Genomic DNA, 17,032 nt, shown 5'->3' with positions numbered 1-17,032 from the left:
GGGCCGCCCGGCTCACAGCTCGTGGCCGAGGGCCCCGGCGAGGGTCCTCAGCAGGTCGTGGGCGGCGTCGGGGATCACCGTGCCGGGCGGGAAGACGGCGGTGGCGCCCATCTCCAGCAGCGTCGGCACGTCCTGCGGGGGGATCACCCCGCCGACGACGATCATGATGTCGTCGCGTCCCTCCTCGGCCAGGCACTCGCGCAGCGCCGGCACCAGCGTCAGGTGCCCGGCGGCCAGCGACGAGACGCCGACGACGTGCACGTCCGCCTCGACCGCCTGCCGGGCGACCTCCGCCGGGGTCTGGAAGAGCGGGCCGACGTCCACGTCGAAGCCCAGGTCGGCGAAGGCGGTCGCGATCACCTTCTGGCCGCGGTCGTGCCCGTCCTGGCCCATCTTGGCGACCAGGATGCGGGGCCGGCGGCCCTCCTCCCGCTCGAACGCCTCGACGAGCGCGCGGGTGCGCTCCACGCCGGACGACGGTCCGGCCTCCTGCCTGTACACACCGGAGATGGTACGGATGCGGCCGGCGTGGCGTCCGTACACCTTCTCCAGGGCGTCGGAGATCTCACCGACGGTGGCCTTGGCGCGGGCCGCGTCCACGGCGAGCTCCAGCAGGTTGCCGTCGCCGCCGGCGGCCCGGGTGAGGGCGTCCAGCGCGTCCCGGCAGGCGCGTTCGTCGCGTTCCTCCCGCAGTCGCCGCAGCTTCTCGATCTGCTGAGTGCGGACGGAGGAGTTGTCGACCTTGAGGACGTCGATCTGCTCGTCGCTGTCCACCCGGTACTTGTTGACGCCGATGACCGGCTGCCGCCCGGAGTCGATGCGGGCCTGGGTGCGGGCCGCCGCCTCCTCGACGCGCAGCTTGGGGATGCCGGCGTCGATGGCCTGGGCCATGCCGCCGGCCGCCTCGACCTCCTGGATGTGCTGCCAGGCGCGGCGCGCGAGGTCGTGCGTCAGCCGTTCGACGTACGCGCTGCCGCCCCACGGGTCGATCACCCGGCAGGTGCCGGATTCCTGTTGCAGCAGGAGCTGGGTGTTGCGGGCGATGCGCGCGGAGAAGTCCGTCGGCAGGGCGAGGGCCTCGTCCAGGGCGTTGGTGTGCAGCGACTGCGTGTGTCCCTGGGTGGCGGCCATCGCCTCGACGCAGGTGCGGGTGACGTTGTTGAAGACGTCCTGCGCGGTCAGCGACCAGCCGGAGGTCTGCGAATGGGTGCGCAGCGAGAGGGACTTGGGGCTCTTGGGGTCGAACTGCTTCACCAGCTTCGCCCAGAGCAGCCGCGCCGCCCGCATCTTGGCGATCTCCATGAAGAAGTTCATGCCGATCGCCCAGAAGAACGACAGCCGGGGCGCGAACGCGTCCACGTCCAGCCCGGCGCCCATCCCGGCCCGCAGGTACTCGACGCCGTCGGCGAGGGTGTAGGCGAGCTCCAGGTCGGCGGTGGCCCCGGCCTCCTGGATGTGGTAGCCGGAGATGGAGATGGAGTTGTAGCGCGGCATCCGCCGCGAGGTGTACGCGAAGATGTCGGAGATGATCCGCATCGACGGCTTCGGCGGATAGATGTAGGTGTTCCGGACCATGAACTCCTTGAGGATGTCGTTCTGGATGGTCCCGGCCAGCTTCTCGGGCGGTACGCCCTGTTCCTCCGCGGCGACGATGTAGAGCGCGAGGACGGGCAGCACCGCGCCGTTCATCGTCATCGACACGCTCATCTTGTCCAGCGGGATGCCGTCGAACAACTGCCGCATGTCGTAGATGGAGTCGATGGCGACGCCCGCCATGCCGACGTCACCGGTGACGCGCGGGTGGTCGCTGTCGTAGCCGCGGTGGGTGGGCAGGTCGAAGGCGACGGACAGCCCCTTCTGCCCGGCCGCGAGGTTGCGGCGGTAGAAGGCGTTGGACTCCTCGGCGGTGGAGAAGCCCGCGTACTGCCGGATCGTCCACGGCTGGTTGACGTACATCGTCGGGTACGGGCCGCGCAGGTAGGGCGCGATGCCCGGGTACGTGCCGAGGAAGTCGAGTCCGTGCAGGTCCTCGGCGGTGTAGAGGGGTTTGACGCCGATGCCCTCCGGGGTCTCCCAGAGCAGGTCGTCGGCGCTCCGGCCGGTGCTCTCCTTCAGGGCCGCCCGCCACTGCCCGGTGTCGGCGGGGGTCTGCGCCCCCGGTCCGGCCGGGTCGAGGTCGATGCGGGAGAAGTCGGGGATGCTCATCGCGCCACTCCGAGGTGGTCGAGGACGGAGGAGAGGAGGGCGACCGCGTCGTCGCCGGCGGAGACGAAGGCGTCGACGCCCGCGCGCTGCCAGTCGTCGCGCCGGTCCCCCGGGCGCCCGGCGAGGAACACCCGCGTCGCACCGGCGGACTTGAGGGCGCGGGCGACGTCCTCCGCCCGCTCGGCGTAGAGCGCGTCGGAGGAGCAGAGGCAGGCGACGGTGGCGCCGCTGCGGCGGAACGCGTCGGCGGCGGTGTCCGCGTCGACGGTGACGGGGTCGTGGACGGGCTCGATGCCGCCCGCCTGGAAGAGGTTGGCGGCGAAGCCGGCCCGCGCGGTGTGCGCGGCGGCCGGGCCGAGGGCGGCGAGGAAGACGCGGGGACGGGCGCCGGTGGTGGCGGCGTGGGCGTCGGACCGGGCGCGCAGCGCCTCGAACGCCTCGTCGCGGCGGACGCGCGGGAGGCCGCCGGCGGGCGCGGCGGGGGCGGGCCGCCGCTCGACGGGCCGCTCGCCCAGGTGCGGGAACTCGCTGACGCCGGTGACCGGTTCGCGCCGGGTGGCGAGGCGGCGGGAGCGGTCCGCCCAGGTGGCGGCGAGCCGTTCGCCGATCATCCCGGAGCGCAGGGCGGCCTCCTGGCCACCCGCCCGCTCGATCTCCTGGAACCAGGCCCAGGCGGCGTGCGCGAGCTCGTCGGTCAGCCGCTCGACGTACCAGGAGCCGCCCGCCGGGTCGACGACCCGGGCCAGGTGCGACTCCTCCAGCAGGATCGACGAGGTGTTGCGGGCGATCCGGCGGGCGAACGCGTCGGGCAGGCCGAGGGCGCTGTCGAACGGCAGGACGGTGACGGCGTCCGCGCCGCCGACGCCCGCGCCGAGGCAGGCGACGGTGGTGCGCAGCATGTTCACCCACGGGTCGCGACGGGTCATCATCACCGGCGAGGTGACGGCGTGCTGGCGCTGCGCGCGGGCGGCCGGGGACGCGCCGCAGACCTCGGCGACGCGGGCCCAGAGCCGGCGGGCGGCGCGCAGGGCGGCGATGGTGAGGAACTGGTCGGCGGTGGCGGAGAGGCGGAACTCCAGTTGCCCACAGGCCGCGTCCGCGTCCAGGCCGGCGTCGGTGAGGGTACGGAGGTGGGCGACGCCGGTGGCGAGGGCGCAGCCGAGTTCCTGGGCGGTGGAGGCGCCGGCCTCGTGGTACGGCAGGGCGTCGACGACGAGGGCGCGCAGGCCCGGGAACTCCCGTGCGCAGCGCACCGCGAGGTCCGTGCCGGGGTCGGCGGGGACGCCGCCGGTGCGGGCGAGGGTGCCCAGCGGGTCGATGCCGAGGTTGGCGGGGACCGTGCCGGGCCGGACGCCTCGCTCCTCGTACAGCCGCAGCAGGGCGCGGCCCGCGTCCGCCGCGTCGGCGCCGGCGTCCAGGACGACGGGCGCGAGGTCGAGGTAGACGCCGTCCAGGGCGGCGGCGAGGCCGTCGACGGGGATGCCGGTGGGGCCGACGGTGAGCCAGAGGGAGGTGACGCCGTTCTCCAGGTCGGCCAGGACGGCCTCGTTGGCGCGGCGGGGGTCGGGGTCGGCGTGGAGCTGGCGTACGTCCCAGCCGGAGACCGCCGTTCCCTCGGGCCGCCCGCCGCGGACGAAGGGCGGGAAGCCGGGGAGGCCGGGATCGGCGGGCGCGTCGTCGGCGGTGTACAGGGGCCGGGTGCGCAGGCCGTCCTGGAGCGCGGTGGCGAGCGCGTCCTCCGCCGCCGTCCCGCCGGCTTCCGTGCCCGTCTTGCGCAGGACGCCCTCGACGAGGCGCTGCCACTGCTCGCGGGTCGCGGGCGGGAACTCGGCGGCCAGGGAGAAGCCTTCTTCGGGCAGGACCGTCATGGGGGGAAGGCTAGGGGGTCGGGCGCGCTGCGCAGCAGAGGACAAGGCTGTGACCTTGACCTCTTCAGGGCGCGGAAGGCCGGGGATGTTCCGGTCGTACACGGGTGCGTTCTGGGACGCGGGACGGGCCGAGGGGCGGAGGGGGACGGCGGAGGGCCCGGCTCCGCCCTCGGTACGCCCCCCCCGCTCGGCGAACGGGCCACGGCGTCGTCCGCGGTCGTCGCGCCCGCGGTCCCGGGCCGGCCATGACGGGGGGGGCGGAGGGCGGCGGACGGCATCGCGGCAGGCGGCCTCCGGCGGCCGCTCGGTGCCGGCCGGCGCCGTCCCGCCGCCGTCTTCCGGCGGACGGAGCGGGCGGATCAGTCCCCGGCCGGGACGGTCACGGCCGGGGGTCGTCCTCGCCCGTCGGAACGGTCAGCCCGACGCCCTCCGCCGCCACCGCGACGGCGTAGTCGAAGAACGCCGCCTGGTCGTGGACGCTGTCGTGGGTGCGGCTGAAGACCTGGAAGGACAGGAGGCCGATCAGACCGCTCCAGAGCACGATCCCGCGTTCGATCAGGTCCGCGAACGGCTCGCCGGGGGCCTCGCCGAACAGCGCCACCGCCTCCGGCCGGATCAGGGGCGGCCCGGGCACGGCCCGCCGGGGCGGGGTCAGTTCCCCGGCCTCCAGCGCGGCCCGCAGGACGCCGGCCAGCACCGCGGGGGTGCGCGCGGCGGGCGGGACGGTCTCCGGCGGGGCGTGGTAGCCGGGTACGGGCGAACCGTAGAGGAGGGCGAACTCGGCCGGGTGCGCGAGGGACCAGGCCCGCGCCGCACGGGCGACGGCCAGCAGCCGCGCACCGGCCGGCGCACCGTCCTCGCGAGCCCGCGCGTCCGCTTCCTCCATGGCGGCGGCGGAGTCGTCGTAGGCGTCGATCAGCAGGGTGGTCAGCAGGTCGTCCCGGTGCGGGAAGACGCGCGTGACCTCGGCGGCGGGCAGACCGCTCACGTGGGCCACGGCGTCGGGCGTGAGCCCTGGCGCCCCTGTCTCCGCGAGCAGTTGACGCGCCGTCGGCAGGACGGCCGATCGTAGGGTGTCTCCACCGGAAGTGTTCATGGCGGCACGCTACCCGCCGGCCGTGGACCCGGTTCCGGGGCCCTGCGGACTCCGCCGCCCCGGCGCCTCGGACGCGTCGGATTCCTCCCGCGCCGGTCCCAGGCCGAACTCGCACCACACCGATTTGCCGCTCCCCCGCGACTCCACGCCCCACACGTCCGCGAGCCGGTCGACGAGGAGCAGGCCGCGCCCGGACACGCCCGACTCGCCCGGTTCGCGGCGGCGGGGCAGGGCGCTGGAGCGGTCCTCGACCTCGACGCGCAGCCGGCGTTCGGCGCCGGGGACCATGCGGATGGTCACCACGGCCGCGCCGTCCGTGTGCAGCAGGGCGTTGGTCGCCAACTCGTCGGCGGCCAGCTCGATGTCGTCGGCCCGGTCCCGGATGCCCCAGGCGCGGACCGCCGTGCGGATCATGTGGCGGGCGGCGGAGAGCGCCTCGGGGTCGGCGGGCGCGATGTGCTGCTGGAGCCGCCCGCCCGGGCGGGCCACGCTCCCCTGCCGGCGCAGCAGCAGGATGGCCATGTCGTCCTCGCCCACGCGCTCCTCGACCACGTCGCACAGCCGGTCGGCGAGGTCGTGCAGGTCCTCGGGGCCCTCCTCGACGAGGCCGGCGAGCAGCCGGATGCCCTCGTCGAGGTCGGAGCCCGGCTGTTCCACCAGGCCGTCGGTGAACATCATCAGCGTCTCGCCGGGTTCGAGCTCCACCGTGGTCACCGGGTAGTCGAGCCGGCCGAACTCGGCGGACAGGCCCAGCGGCAGGCCGCCGGCGACGGGCAGCCGGCGGGAGGTGCCGTCGGCGTGCCGGAGCAGCGGGTCTATGTGCCCGGCGCGGACCAGTTGCAGCGTGCCGGTGGCCAGGTCGGCCTCGGCGTAGGCGCAGGTGGCGAAGCGGTCGGTGTCCAGCTCGTGGAGGAAGGCGGAGGCGCGGGCCATGACCGTGCCCGGGGAGTGGCCCTCGGCCGCGTAGGCGCGCAGCACGATGCGGAGCTGGCCCATGACGGCGGAGGCGTGGGTGTCGTGGCCCTGGACGTCGCCGATGACGGCGCCGACCCGGCCCCCGGGGAGTGGGATCACGTCGTACCAGTCGCCGCCGATGTCACGGCCCATCCGGGCCGAGCGGTAGCGGACGGCGATCTGGGCGCCGGGGACCTCGGGGATGCGACGCGGCAGCATGGCCTGCTGGAGGCCCTCGGCCAGGTCGTGTTCCTGGTCGAAGAGCATGGCCCGGGCGATGCTCTGGGCGAGGCTGCTGCTCAGGGCGATGAAGAGGTTGCGTTCCTCGCGGGTGAAGCCGCGGGCCTCGCGGTAGAGGAGGCCGAGCGCGCCGATGGGCCGGGCCTGGGCGATCAACGGCAGGTAGGCGGCGGAGGAGATGCCGATGTCCTTGATCCGCTCCCACAGCCAGGGGTAGCAGCGGGCCCATTCCTCGCGGGACTCGATGAAGCGCGGGGTCAGGGTGCGGATGACCTCGCTCATCGGGAAGTCGTCGTCGATCCGCGTGTAGCGGGTGCCGGGGATGAAGTGCTCGGACGGGCCCTCGGCGACGAGGTGGACGCGCCCGGACTCGACCAGCCCGAGGACGAGGAGGTCGGAGCCGAGGTGTTCGACGGCGCGGGTGTCCTTGAAGAAGTCGATGACGTCCTGGACGGTCCGGGCGTGGGCGAGGGCCGCGGTGATGGTCTCGACGACGGTGGTCGTGTGGCGGCGGTCGCCGTTCTGCTCGCCGGGCCGGTCGGCGAGGCGCAGCTCCTCGTCGGCCTCCCGGAGGATGCCGAGGATCCGGCGGGGCCGGCCTGCCGCGTCGCGCCGGATACGGCCCTGGGTGTAGGCCCAGCGGAGCCCGTCGGGGCAGCGCACCCGGTGGTACGCGCCGTAGCTCTCGCTGCCGTCCTTCAGGGCCCGGGCCACCAGGGCGTCGAGCCGGGCGCCGTCCGCCCGCGGCACCCGGGCGGCGAGGTCGCCGATGTTCCCGTGGAACGCGCCGGGCGGCATGCCGAGGATGTCGAGGGCGACGGGGTCGAGGTGGAGCCGTCCGCTGAGCAGGTCCCAGTCGAAGGTGCCGACGTGGTTGAGGGCGAGGCAGCACTCCGGGCGGGCGGGCCAGTCGTCCGGCAGCGCTCCGGAGGCAGGCGTCGCTCCCCGATCAACCATGGATTCACTCTGCCATCTTTTGTCCGTTTCTTCGATTTCTTCGGTGCGACTGCGCGGCCGGTGGGGGCGGGCGGGGTACTCGGACGGCATGGAGTGGTTCACGGCCTCCGGGTACGGGTGGAGCCGGCTGGTGTTCCAGCGTGGGCTGGCCGTCCTGTACGTGGTCGCCTTCGCCTCGGCGGCGTCGCAGTTCCGGGCGCTGATCGGGGAGCGCGGCATGCTGCCCGTCCCCCGGTTCCTGGCGTACGTCCCCGCGCGCCGGGTCCCCACCCTGTTCCGGTTCCACTACTCGGACCGCTTCTTCGCGGGCTGCGCCTGGGGCGGGGCGCTGCTGGCCGCGGCGGTGGCGGTGGGGGCGGCCGATGCGGTGCCGCTGTGGGCGGCGATGCCGATGTGGCTGGTGCTGTGGGGGCTGTATCTGTCGATCGTCAACGTCGGCCAGACGTGGTACGGCTTCGGGTGGGAGTCACTGCTGCTGGAGACCGGGTTCCTGGCGGTGTTCCTGGGCAACGCGCGGACGGATCCACCGGTGCCGGTGCTGTTCCTGCTGCGCTGGCTCCTCTTCCGCGTGGAGTTCGACGCCGGGCTGATCAAGCTGCGCGGCGACCGCTGCTGGCGCGATCTGACCTGCCTGTACTACCACCACGAGACCCAGCCGATGCCCGGGCCGCTGAGCTGGTTCTTCCACCGGCTCCCCCGGCCGCTGCACCGGGTGGAGACGGCCGCCAACCACGTCGCGCAGTTGGTGGTGCCCTTCGGCCTCTTCGCGCCGCAGCCGGTGGCGAGCGTCGCGGCGGGGCTGGTGATCGTCACCCAACTGTGGCTGGTCGCCTCGGGCAACTTCGCCTGGCTCAACTGGCTGACCATCGTGCTGGCCTTCCCGGCGGTGGACGGCGACGCGATGGCGGACCTGTTCGGCCTGCCCACCCGCCTCCCCGCCTCTCCGGCGCCGGTCTGGTACGAGGTCCTGGTCGTGGCGGTGACCGTGCTCGTCGCCGTGCTGAGCTGGTGGCCGGTGCGCAACCTGCTCTCACGGGGGCAGCGCATGAACATGTCCTTCAACGCCTACCACCTGGTCAACACGTACGGCGCGTTCGGCAGCGTCAACCGGAGCCGGTACGAGGTGGTGGTCGAGGGCACCGCGGACGCCGCCCTGAGGCCGGAGACCGAGTGGCGGGAGTACGGCTTCAAGGGCAAGCCGGGCGACCCGCGCCGGCTGCCCCGGCAGTTCGCGCCCTGGCACCTGCGGCTGGACTGGCTGATGTGGTTCGCGGGCATCTCCCCGGCCTACACCCGGGACTGGTTCGCACCCTTCATCGAACGACTGCTCGAAAACGACCGGGACACGCTACGGCTGCTCCGCCACAACCCGTTCCCCGACACCCCGCCCGCTCACGTCCGCGCCCGGCTCTACCTCTACCGCTTCACCACCTGGCGCGAGCTGCGCGCCACCGGCGCGTGGTGGCACCGCGAGCTGGTACGCGAGTTCCTGCCGCCGGCCGCTCTGCGCCGGCCGTGAGCCGGCTCCCGAGACAGGAGTGACCCCGTATGGACCCCGTGGAGGCACTGGAACGCATCGCCTTCCTGCTGGAGCGCGACGGGGCCCCGACCTACCGGGTCCAGGCGTTCCGCACGGCGGCCGGCGTCGTCGCCGCGATGCCCGCCGAGGAGGTGCGCCGCCGGTCGGAGGCCGGATCGCTCACCGACCGCAAGGGCATCGGCCCCAAGACGGCGGCCGTCGTCGCCGAGGCGCTGCGCGGTGAGGTGCCCGCCTACCTGGCCCGACTGGAGCAGGACGCGGACCGGCCGCTCACGGAGGGCGGCGCGGCACTGCGGGCCGCCCTGCGCGGCGACTGCCACCTGCACTCCGACTGGTCCGACGGCGGCAGCCCGATCGACGTCATGGCCCGCGCGGCCCGCGACCTCGGCCACGAGTGGGCCGTGCTCACCGACCACTCCCCCCGCCTGACCATCGCCCGCGGTCTCTCCGCCGACCGCCTCCGGCAGCAGCTCGACGTCGTCGCCGAGGTCAACGAGCGCCTCGGGGACGGCTTCCGGCTGCTCACCGGCATCGAGTGCGACATCCTCCCCGACGGCTCCCTCGACCAGGAGGACGAGCTCCTCGACCGGCTCGACATCGTCGTCGCCTCCGTCCACTCCAAGCTGCGCATGGACGCCGAGAGCATGACCCGCCGCCTCGTCGCCGCCGTCGCCAACCCCCTCGTCGACGTCCTCGGCCACTGCACCGGCCGGCTCGTCGGCGGCAAGCGGCCCGAGTCCGTCTTCGACGCCGAGCTCGTCTTCACCGCCTGTGCCCGGTTCGGCACCGCCGTCGAGATCAACAGCCGGCCGGACCGGCTGGACCCGCCGCGGCGGCTCATCCGGCTGGCACTGGAGACGGGGGTGCTGTTCTCGATCGACAGCGACGCGCATGCGCCGGGGCAACTGGACTGGCAAGTGCTGGGGTGCGCTCGGGCGGAGGAGTGCGGGGTGCCGGCGGAACGGGTGATCACGGCTTGGGGACGGGAGGAGTTGCTGGAGTGGGCGCGGGAGAAGTGAGCCCCGGTCCCTCCCCCAGCGGGGGCACCCCTTACTCACCGTTTCTTCAGGGGCTACGCCCCCCGTACCACCAGGACGGGCTGGTTCAGCCCGTCCGGCGCTTGAGGACAAGCGGCGGAGCCGCGAAAAGGGGGGGCTGGGGCGCAGCCCCGGGAAACGGCGAAAGGGAGGGACCGGGGCACACACCTCACGGCAAGGAACCCCGCACCGCGTCCCCCGCCACCGGCCCCAGCAGATCCCCGAACCGCCCCACCCGTTCCACCACCCCCTCCAGCCCGAACGCCACATCACCGGGCTCCCGACAGGAGCCCACCTCATCCCACGTCACCGGCGCCGCCACCCCGGCCCGTTCCCCCCGCACCCGCACCGTGTACGGCGCGGCCGTCGTCTTCGCGCTCGCGTTCTGGGACCAGTCGATGAGCACCTTCCCCCGGCGCTCCAGCTTGGCCATGGAGACGACGACCAGCCCGGGGTGCTCGTTCATCAGCCGGGTGGCGAGCCCCTTCGCGTAGGCACTGACGGCGCGGCCGGGGGCGGGGTGGATGGGGGCGTACAGGTGCAGCCCCTTGGAGCCGGAGACGACCGGGAAGGCCGTGAGGCCGTCCTCGTCGAGGAGCTGGCGCAGCCGTTCGGCGACGCGGCAGCAGACGACGAGGTCGGTGCCGGGGCCGGGGTCCAGGTCGAGGACGACGCGGTCGTGGGCGTCGCGCCCGGCCGCGGCCGTCCACTGGGGGACGTGGACCTCGTACGCGCCGAGGTTGACCATGGCGACCAGTGCGGCGACCGAGTCGATCACCACCTGCCGGCTGGTGCCGTCCCGGTGCCGGACCGTGGCCCGGGGGACCCAGTCCGGCGCGCCGGGCGGCGGGTTCTTGGCGACCCAGCTCTCGCCCGCCGCGCCCTCCGGGGCCCGGACGAAGGACGCGGGGCGCCCGCTGATGTGCGGCAGCATCGCCGGGGCGATGTGCGCGTAGTAGTGCAGGACGTGGGCCTTGGTGTGGCCGGTGGCGGGGAAAAGGACGCGTTCGAGGTGCGAGAGGGAGAGCCGGTGGCCCTCGATCTCCACCATCTGACGGCCGGGGGCGGCGGGCACGGGGAGGCCCGTCCTCTCAGGACGCCCGCTTCTTGCGCCGGCCGCCGCCGGACGACTCCGCCGCGTGTGCCGCCAGTGCCTTCACCAGCTCCTCGCGGCTCATCGTGGAGCGGCCGGGGATGCCGGCGTCGGTCGCCCGCTGGTAGAGCTCCGACTTGCTCAGCTCCTCCAGCCCGGCGGCGGCGGGCTGCCCGGCCGTCTTGCCCGTGGTCGCCTTGCCCGCGGTCGCCTTGCCGCCGGCCGTCCCGCCTCCGGACGCCTTGCCGCCTTCGGCCCGCCCGCCCGCCGCCCGGCCGCCCGCTTCCCCGGCCGCCCGCCGGGTGCGCCGCTTCTCCGCCGCGTCCTTCAGCCGGACGGGTGGCGCGAGCTCGGCGGCCTCTCCCGCCGGCTCCTCCGCAGCATCCCCGCCGGTCTTCGCCTTCTCGATGCTCGCCTGAAGCGCGCCCATGAGGTCGATGACATTGGTCGAGCGCGGCGCCGGCTCGCTCTTCTCCACCGTGCCGCCGGCCCGTTTCGCCTGGACGAGTTCCAGCACCTTCTCCTGGAAGGTGTCGTGGTACGTCTCCGGGTCCCAGTCCACGCTCAGCGCCTCCACCAACTGGACGGCGGTGGCGAGTTCGCGTTCGGCGACCTTCTCCCGCTCGGGGAGGGCGCCGATCTCGGTGCGCGGGTCGCGGATCTCGTCGGCCCAGTGGAGGGTGTGCAGGGTGAGGATGTCACCCTCGGCCTTCACCGCCACCAGGTACTCGCGGTTGCGCATCACGAACGTGGCGATCCCGGCCCGGTGCGACCGGCTCAGCGCCTCGTGGAGCAGGGCGTAGACCTTCGCGTACTCCTTGCTCTTGGGGCCCAGGTAGTACGTCTTGTCGAAGTAGATGGGGTCGATGGCGTCGAGGTCCACGAAGCCGCTGATCTCCAGGGACTTGGAGCGGCCGGGGGCGATCTCCTCCAGCTCGCCGGGTTCGACGACGACGTAGTCGTCCCCCATGTCGTAGCCCTTGACGATCTCGGTGAGGGGGACCTCCTCGCCGGTGCGCTCGTTGACCCGCTTGTTGCGGACGCGGTCGGAGGTGCCGCGCTGGAGCTGGTTGAAGCGGATGGTGTGGCTTTCGGTGGCCGAGAACATCTGGACCGGGAGGGCCACCAGTCCGAAGGTGAGGGCTCCGCTCCAGACCGCATGCGCCATGACGTCCTCCGCCTTGAGGGTTTCCTCCATGGCAGCGCGGGGCGGCGGTGATCGCATCCTGGCGGACGGGTGGCGGCCCGCCGATTCCGCCGTACGGGCTGGGGGGTCAGCCCGTACGGCGTCGAGGACAACCGCGCGGAGCGCGGTTTCCGGGGGGTATGGGCCCCGCGGGAAACGGCGAAAGGGCGCGGAGGGGACTCAGCGGACGGGGCTCAGCCGACGCGACTCCCCGCGAGCTCCGCGAGAGCCGTCGCCGCCACCCCCTCCGCGCCGCACTCCTCCGCCAGGGCGAGCCCCTCCCGGAGCGGCTTCGCCGCCTCCTCCCCGCGCCCGGCGCCGCGCAGGGCCGTGCCCAGCTCCACCAGCGCGCAGGCCCGCTCGTAGCGGCACGGGGACTCACTCAGATGCCGGACCGCCTGCTCCAGACGGGGCACGGCCTCCTCCGGGCCGACGAGCCGCGCCGTCCGGCGCAGCGCCTCCCCGATGGCCGTCTCGGTGCCGAACCGGTTGGCGTACTTCAGGGAGCGTTCCGCGAGCTCCCGCGCCCGCTCGGGCTGTTCCGCGGCGACCGCCGTGGCGAGGTCGAGCGACCAGGGGGCCCAGAGGACGTTGTTCCTGCCGCGCTCCTCCAGGCGGCGGCCCGCCGTCTCCAGCTCGATGACGGCCTCCGAGGAACGGCCGAGGGCGAGCAGCAGCCTGCCGAGGACGCAGGCGGCGTCGGGCATGACCATGGCGGGCGGGTAGGGCGGGCCGAAGGAGTACTTCTCGGCCACGGCCTGGGCCTCCGCCACATCGCCCTTGGCGAGCAGGGTGTCGATCAGCAGGCAGCTACCGTCCCACTGGATGGAGACGCCGGGGCCCAGCCGGTCGGCGAGGCGCAGCCAGTCGCGGAGGAAGCTCTCGGCCTTCCGCAGGTCGCCGCGCCGGCGGTGGACGAGGCCCAGGAATTCGTGGGCGAAGGCGAGGTGGCCGCCGCGCCAGCCGGAGATCTCGAACTCCCGGACGGCTTCGGTGAAGAGTTCCTCGGCCTTGTCGAGCCGGTCGCAGAAGGCGTAGGTGATGCCGATGATGCTGGGGAGTTCGAAGCCCCACTCGGTGTTGGTCCAGCCCATGCCGTCGGCGAGCCGCCCGTCGACCAGGGCGCGGTCGGCGAGTTCGACGACCTGGAGCACGTCCTCGCCCTGGATCATGGCGTCGAAGGCCCGCAGGGCGAGCAGGGCCCGTTCGGCGTTGTCCCGGCCGCTGAGCCGGTCGGTGAGGCCGGCGATCTCCCGGGACCGGGCGTGGGCGTCCTCTTCCTCCAGTTGGATGCCCTTCCAGAGGTAGTGGGCGGCCTGGAGGCGCATCCTGCCGGGGCCGTCGGGCGTCCGGCCGGCGTGCTCGGCGACCACTTCGGCGGCCTCGGCGAGCTGGCTGTTGTGGGCGTAGGCCTGGGAGAGCCGGTAGGTGGCGTCGACGCGCAGGTCCTTGGGCAGCCCGGACAGGGCGAGGGCCGAGCGGAGGTGGTTGATGGTGGTGGGCGGCGAGGTCAGCAGGGCGGAGCAGCCCAGTTCGTACAGGACCTCGGCGCGGTCCTCCTCCGGCGGCGGCTCGGCCAGGGCGCGTTCCAGACAGCGCTGGGCCGCCTCGGGGGCGCCGACGGCCAGGTGTTCGCGGGCGGCCTCGCGCAGTTGCCGGACGAGGTCGGGGTCGCCGTCGGGGTGCACTTCCAGCAGGTGCCGGGAGGCGGCGGCCGGGCCGTGGCCCGCGTTGGTGACCGCCCAGGCGGCGAGGCCGTGCATGGCCGTGCGGGCGGCGGGCGGGATGGCCCGGTAGACGGCGGTGGCGATCAGCGGGTGGACGAACTCCAGCTCCGACGCGCCGGTGAGGATGCGGGCCTCGCGCAGCCGGTCGGCGCAGACGGCGCCCTCGGCGGGGCTCATGCCGGCCAGCATGGCCGCCACCCGTACGGGGATCTCGGTGCCGAGCACCGAGGCGCCCCAGGCGAACCGGGTGGTCGCGTTGCCCAGCCGCTCGAGCCGGGCGACCAGGCCGCTGCCGCGGGCGGCGGCGCCGAGTTCGCGCAGCAGGGCGGCGGACTCCTCCATGGGCCGCAGGTTGCGGTCCCGTGCCTTGGCGACGAGTTCGACGGCCTCGTAGGGGTTGCCGCCGGTGACGGCCCAGACCTCGCGGCAGAACGGATCGTCGGCCTCCCGGCCCATGGCGGTGCGCACCAGCTCGGCGACCGCGCCCGGGGTGAGCGGGTGCAGGGTGACCGGCCGGTTGCCCCGGCCGTGCACCAGGTCGGTGAAGGCCGGTGAGTGGGTGGGGAGTTCGTCCGGGCGGTAGGCGACGGCCAGCAGGATGGGCAGCTCCGTCAGCCGGACGGTGAAGGACGTCAGCCAGGCGAGCGACGCCGCGTCCGCCCAGTGCGCGTCGTCGACGATGAGGACGAGCCGTTCCTTGGCGTACGCGAACTGCGTGACGAGCCAGTCGAGTCCGTCGCGCACGCCCTGGGGGTCGGCTTGCGGGCCGACCGGTGGTGCGATGCCGAGGGCCGGGCCCGCGATGTCGTACCAGTCGCCCAGGATGTCCCGCCGCTGCCGCTCCTCCATGGGCGCCAGGGCGGGTTGGAGCAACTGCCGTACGACATGGAAGGGGACCGACTGGGCCTGCTCGCCGCCGCGGGCGGTGAGCACCGTGCAGTTGCCCCGCTCGGCGGCCAGCCGCCGCATCTCCCCGAGCAGGGCCGTCTTGCCCACGCCCGCCTCGCCGCTGAAGAGGAGGAGTCCGCCGGACGCCCGGCCGCTCCCGTCGGCGCCACCGCAGAGGGCCTCCACGGCCCGCTCGGCGGCGGCCACCTCCTGTTCGCGCTCGAACAGGGCGGTGTACGGGCGCCGTTCGTGCTCTTGCCGCGTCATGACGTGTCTCCCGTATGAGTGTGGTGGAGCGAGCCTAGCCGGACGTCCGGAGGCCGGGGGGAGGTTCGCCGGACCCATCCCCCGGGGGCATGATCCGTCGATCTTCCGAACGCATTTTCAGGCCACTCAAAAACATTTTCGAGAATCCACCCCCGGGGCCATTGTGATGCCTTTCGAATTCCCCCGTCAGCCCTTTCCGCGAATATGACAACTTCGCGCCGCACGACCGCGCGACAGGCTACGCTCCATTCCCGCAGCGGTCGTGGCGACTACGGCACGCTGCCGCCGACCGCCGCGCCGACGCGACCGGAGAACCCCGGGGAACCCGGGGGGATCCCAGGGAATCCGGGAACCTCGGCCCCTGTCCGCATCCGTTCGGGTCCGTTCATGTCCGTCCGCGATCCCGTGCCGGGCACCGGCGGCGACGCCTCCCCCGTGGTCCCACGTCGCCCCCGACTCATTCCCCAAGCCCCCGAGGAACTCGATGGTTGGTACTGGATCGTCACCTCAAGTCAGGCGGCCCGCCTCGTCCCTCATATGGCTGGTCCCCCCTGTGGTGCTGGCGGTCTGCACCGCCATCGCCGCCCTGCTGGCCCCCCCCGAAGTCCGCACCCCGACGGCCTGGTGCGGGACCGCCGCGACCGTGGCGGTCGCCCTGACCTCCTCGGAGGCCGCCCGCCGCGGCCGGGTGATCAACTCCCTGCGCCGCCGCTGCGCCGAGCAGGAGGCCGCCCTCCGCCACCAACTCGCCCAGCAGGACGCGGCCACCGCCCAACTGGCCGACGAACTCCTGCCCAAGGCCGTGGAGATGCTCCAGCACGGCGCCTTCGCCGACGAGGTGATCCGCGCCGTCGCGCCGTCCCCCTCGGACCACTCCACCTACGCGGCCGAGCACCGCAAGGTGATCCGGGTCGTGGTGGAGGCGGTCCAGGCCGAGGAGGGCCTGCGCGACTCGGCCCACCGGGCGTTCGTCAACATCGCGCGCCGCGTCCAGGCGATCGTCCACCAACAGGCCACCGACCTCCGGGAGATGGAGGACCGGCACGGCAACACCCCCGAGGTCTTCAGCGACCTGCTCCACCTCGACCACGGCACCGCGCTGATCGGCCGGCTCGCGGACAGCATCGCCGTCCTCGGCGGCTCCCGCCCCGGCCGCCAGTGGAAGAACCCGATCCCGCTGTACAACGTGCTGCGCGGCGCGATGTCCCGGATCATGGACTACCGCCGGGTCGACCTGCACTCGGTCGCCGACGTCGCCATCACCGGTCCGGGCGTCGAGCCCGTCATCCACGCCATCGCCGAACTGCTCGACAACGCCACCCGGTACTCCCCGCCCGAGACGCGGGTGCACCTGACGGCCGTCGAGGTCCAGTCCGGCGTCGCCATCGAGATCGAGGACGCCGGCGTCGGCCTCACCGACGAACACCGCCGGCGCACCGACCGGGTGCTGGAGATGGCCGACCGCGGCTTCGACCTCGACGACCTCGGGGAGACCCCCCGGCTGGGCCTGGCCGTCGTCAGCCGGCTGGCGAAGAACTACGGCTTCCGGGTGTCGTTGCGCCCCTCGGCGTACGGCGGGGTGCGCGCGGTCCTGATCGTGCCCGCCGAACTGGTCACGGCCAGCGCCACGCCGGGCGGCGAGATCGCCCGCGCCGCCACGCTGCCGCCGCCCAAGGTCCGCAAGAAGCCCGGCCGTCCGCTCCCCGACCCCCCGCCCGCGATGGAGACCCCGGCCGAGGGTGCCCACACCGCCAACGGCCTTCCGCAGCGCCGCCGGCGCGCGCTGGGCATGGCCGCCCGCGCGGCGGCCGTCGCTCCGGCCACGGCCGAGCCCGCGCCGCGGCCGGAGCCGGAGTCCGAGCCCACCCAGCCGGGCCTGTGGCTGGCCGCCTTCACCAGCGCCCTCAAGGGCGACGCTCCGGCGGGCGACCGGGAGCCCACAAGTGATCACCCGTCAGACGAGAAAGAGTAGCC

The 17,032-nt window shown here is 73.9% G+C and carries 10 protein-coding genes; 3 read left to right on the top strand and 7 right to left on the bottom strand.

Going from position 1 to position 17,032, the window contains the following annotated elements:
• Nucleotides 1-12: 12 nt before the first annotated feature.
• The 4 genes from scpA to ACZ6X9_RS31230 form a co-directional block, all read right to left on the bottom strand.
• On the bottom strand, nt 13-2,205 hold the full coding sequence (gene scpA / locus ACZ6X9_RS31245) for a methylmalonyl-CoA mutase (protein ID WP_469781387.1): 2,193 nt from the start codon (nt 2,203-2,205) through the stop codon (nt 13-15).
• On the bottom strand, nt 2,202-4,073 hold the full coding sequence (gene mutA / locus ACZ6X9_RS31240; protein ID WP_469781386.1) for a methylmalonyl-CoA mutase small subunit: 1,872 nt from the start codon (nt 4,071-4,073) through the stop codon (nt 2,202-2,204). The genes scpA and mutA overlap by 4 nt, the downstream gene beginning before the upstream one ends.
• 379 nt (nt 4,074-4,452) lie before the next feature.
• On the bottom strand, nt 4,453-5,169 hold the full coding sequence (locus ACZ6X9_RS31235; protein ID WP_469781385.1) for a TetR/AcrR family transcriptional regulator: 717 nt from the start codon (nt 5,167-5,169) through the stop codon (nt 4,453-4,455).
• A 9-nt stretch (nt 5,170-5,178) separates the two neighbouring features.
• Nucleotides 5,179-7,320 carry a SpoIIE family protein phosphatase gene (locus ACZ6X9_RS31230; RefSeq protein WP_469781384.1) on the bottom strand — a complete coding sequence of 714 codons (2,142 nt, stop codon included), beginning with the start codon at nt 7,318-7,320 and terminating at the stop codon, nt 5,179-5,181.
• 88 nt (nt 7,321-7,408) lie between these two features.
• Between ACZ6X9_RS31230 and ACZ6X9_RS31225 the strand changes: the two genes are divergently transcribed.
• Both ACZ6X9_RS31225 and ACZ6X9_RS31220 read left to right on the top strand, forming a co-directional pair.
• Nucleotides 7,409-8,839 carry a lipase maturation factor family protein gene (locus ACZ6X9_RS31225; protein WP_469781432.1) on the top strand — a complete coding sequence of 477 codons (1,431 nt, stop codon included), beginning with the start codon at nt 7,409-7,411 and terminating at the stop codon, nt 8,837-8,839.
• A 29-nt stretch (nt 8,840-8,868) separates the two neighbouring features.
• Nucleotides 8,869-9,879, top strand: coding sequence for a PHP domain-containing protein (locus ACZ6X9_RS31220; protein ID WP_469781383.1), 1,011 nt, complete (start codon nt 8,869-8,871; stop codon nt 9,877-9,879).
• Between the two features lie 187 nt (nt 9,880-10,066).
• Here the strand turns inward: ACZ6X9_RS31220 and ligD are convergent, their stop codons facing one another.
• From ligD to ACZ6X9_RS31205, 3 genes are all read right to left on the bottom strand, one after another.
• On the bottom strand, nt 10,067-10,972 hold the full coding sequence (gene ligD / locus ACZ6X9_RS31215; protein ID WP_469781382.1) for a non-homologous end-joining DNA ligase: 906 nt from the start codon (nt 10,970-10,972) through the stop codon (nt 10,067-10,069).
• Between the two features lie 16 nt (nt 10,973-10,988).
• The gene (gene ku / locus ACZ6X9_RS31210; protein WP_469781381.1) at nt 10,989-12,158 is read right to left on the bottom strand and encodes a non-homologous end joining protein Ku; all 1,170 of its coding nucleotides are present in this window, start codon (nt 12,156-12,158) and stop codon (nt 10,989-10,991) included.
• A 212-nt stretch (nt 12,159-12,370) separates the two neighbouring features.
• Nucleotides 12,371-15,058: an ATP-binding protein gene (locus ACZ6X9_RS31205; protein WP_469781380.1), complete on the bottom strand. Its 2,688-nt coding sequence runs from the start codon at nt 15,056-15,058 to the stop codon at nt 12,371-12,373.
• 484 nt (nt 15,059-15,542) lie between these two features.
• Between ACZ6X9_RS31205 and ACZ6X9_RS31200 the strand changes: the two genes are divergently transcribed.
• On the top strand, nt 15,543-17,030 hold the full coding sequence (locus ACZ6X9_RS31200; RefSeq protein WP_469781379.1) for a sensor histidine kinase: 1,488 nt from the start codon (nt 15,543-15,545) through the stop codon (nt 17,028-17,030).
• The last annotated feature ends 2 nt before the right edge of the window (nt 17,031-17,032 follow it).

This window comes from Streptomyces sp. NPDC052910, assembly GCF_055585605.1.
The sequence above is the reverse complement of the archived record's forward strand: the minus strand, read 5'-3'. Positions and strand labels throughout refer to the sequence as shown.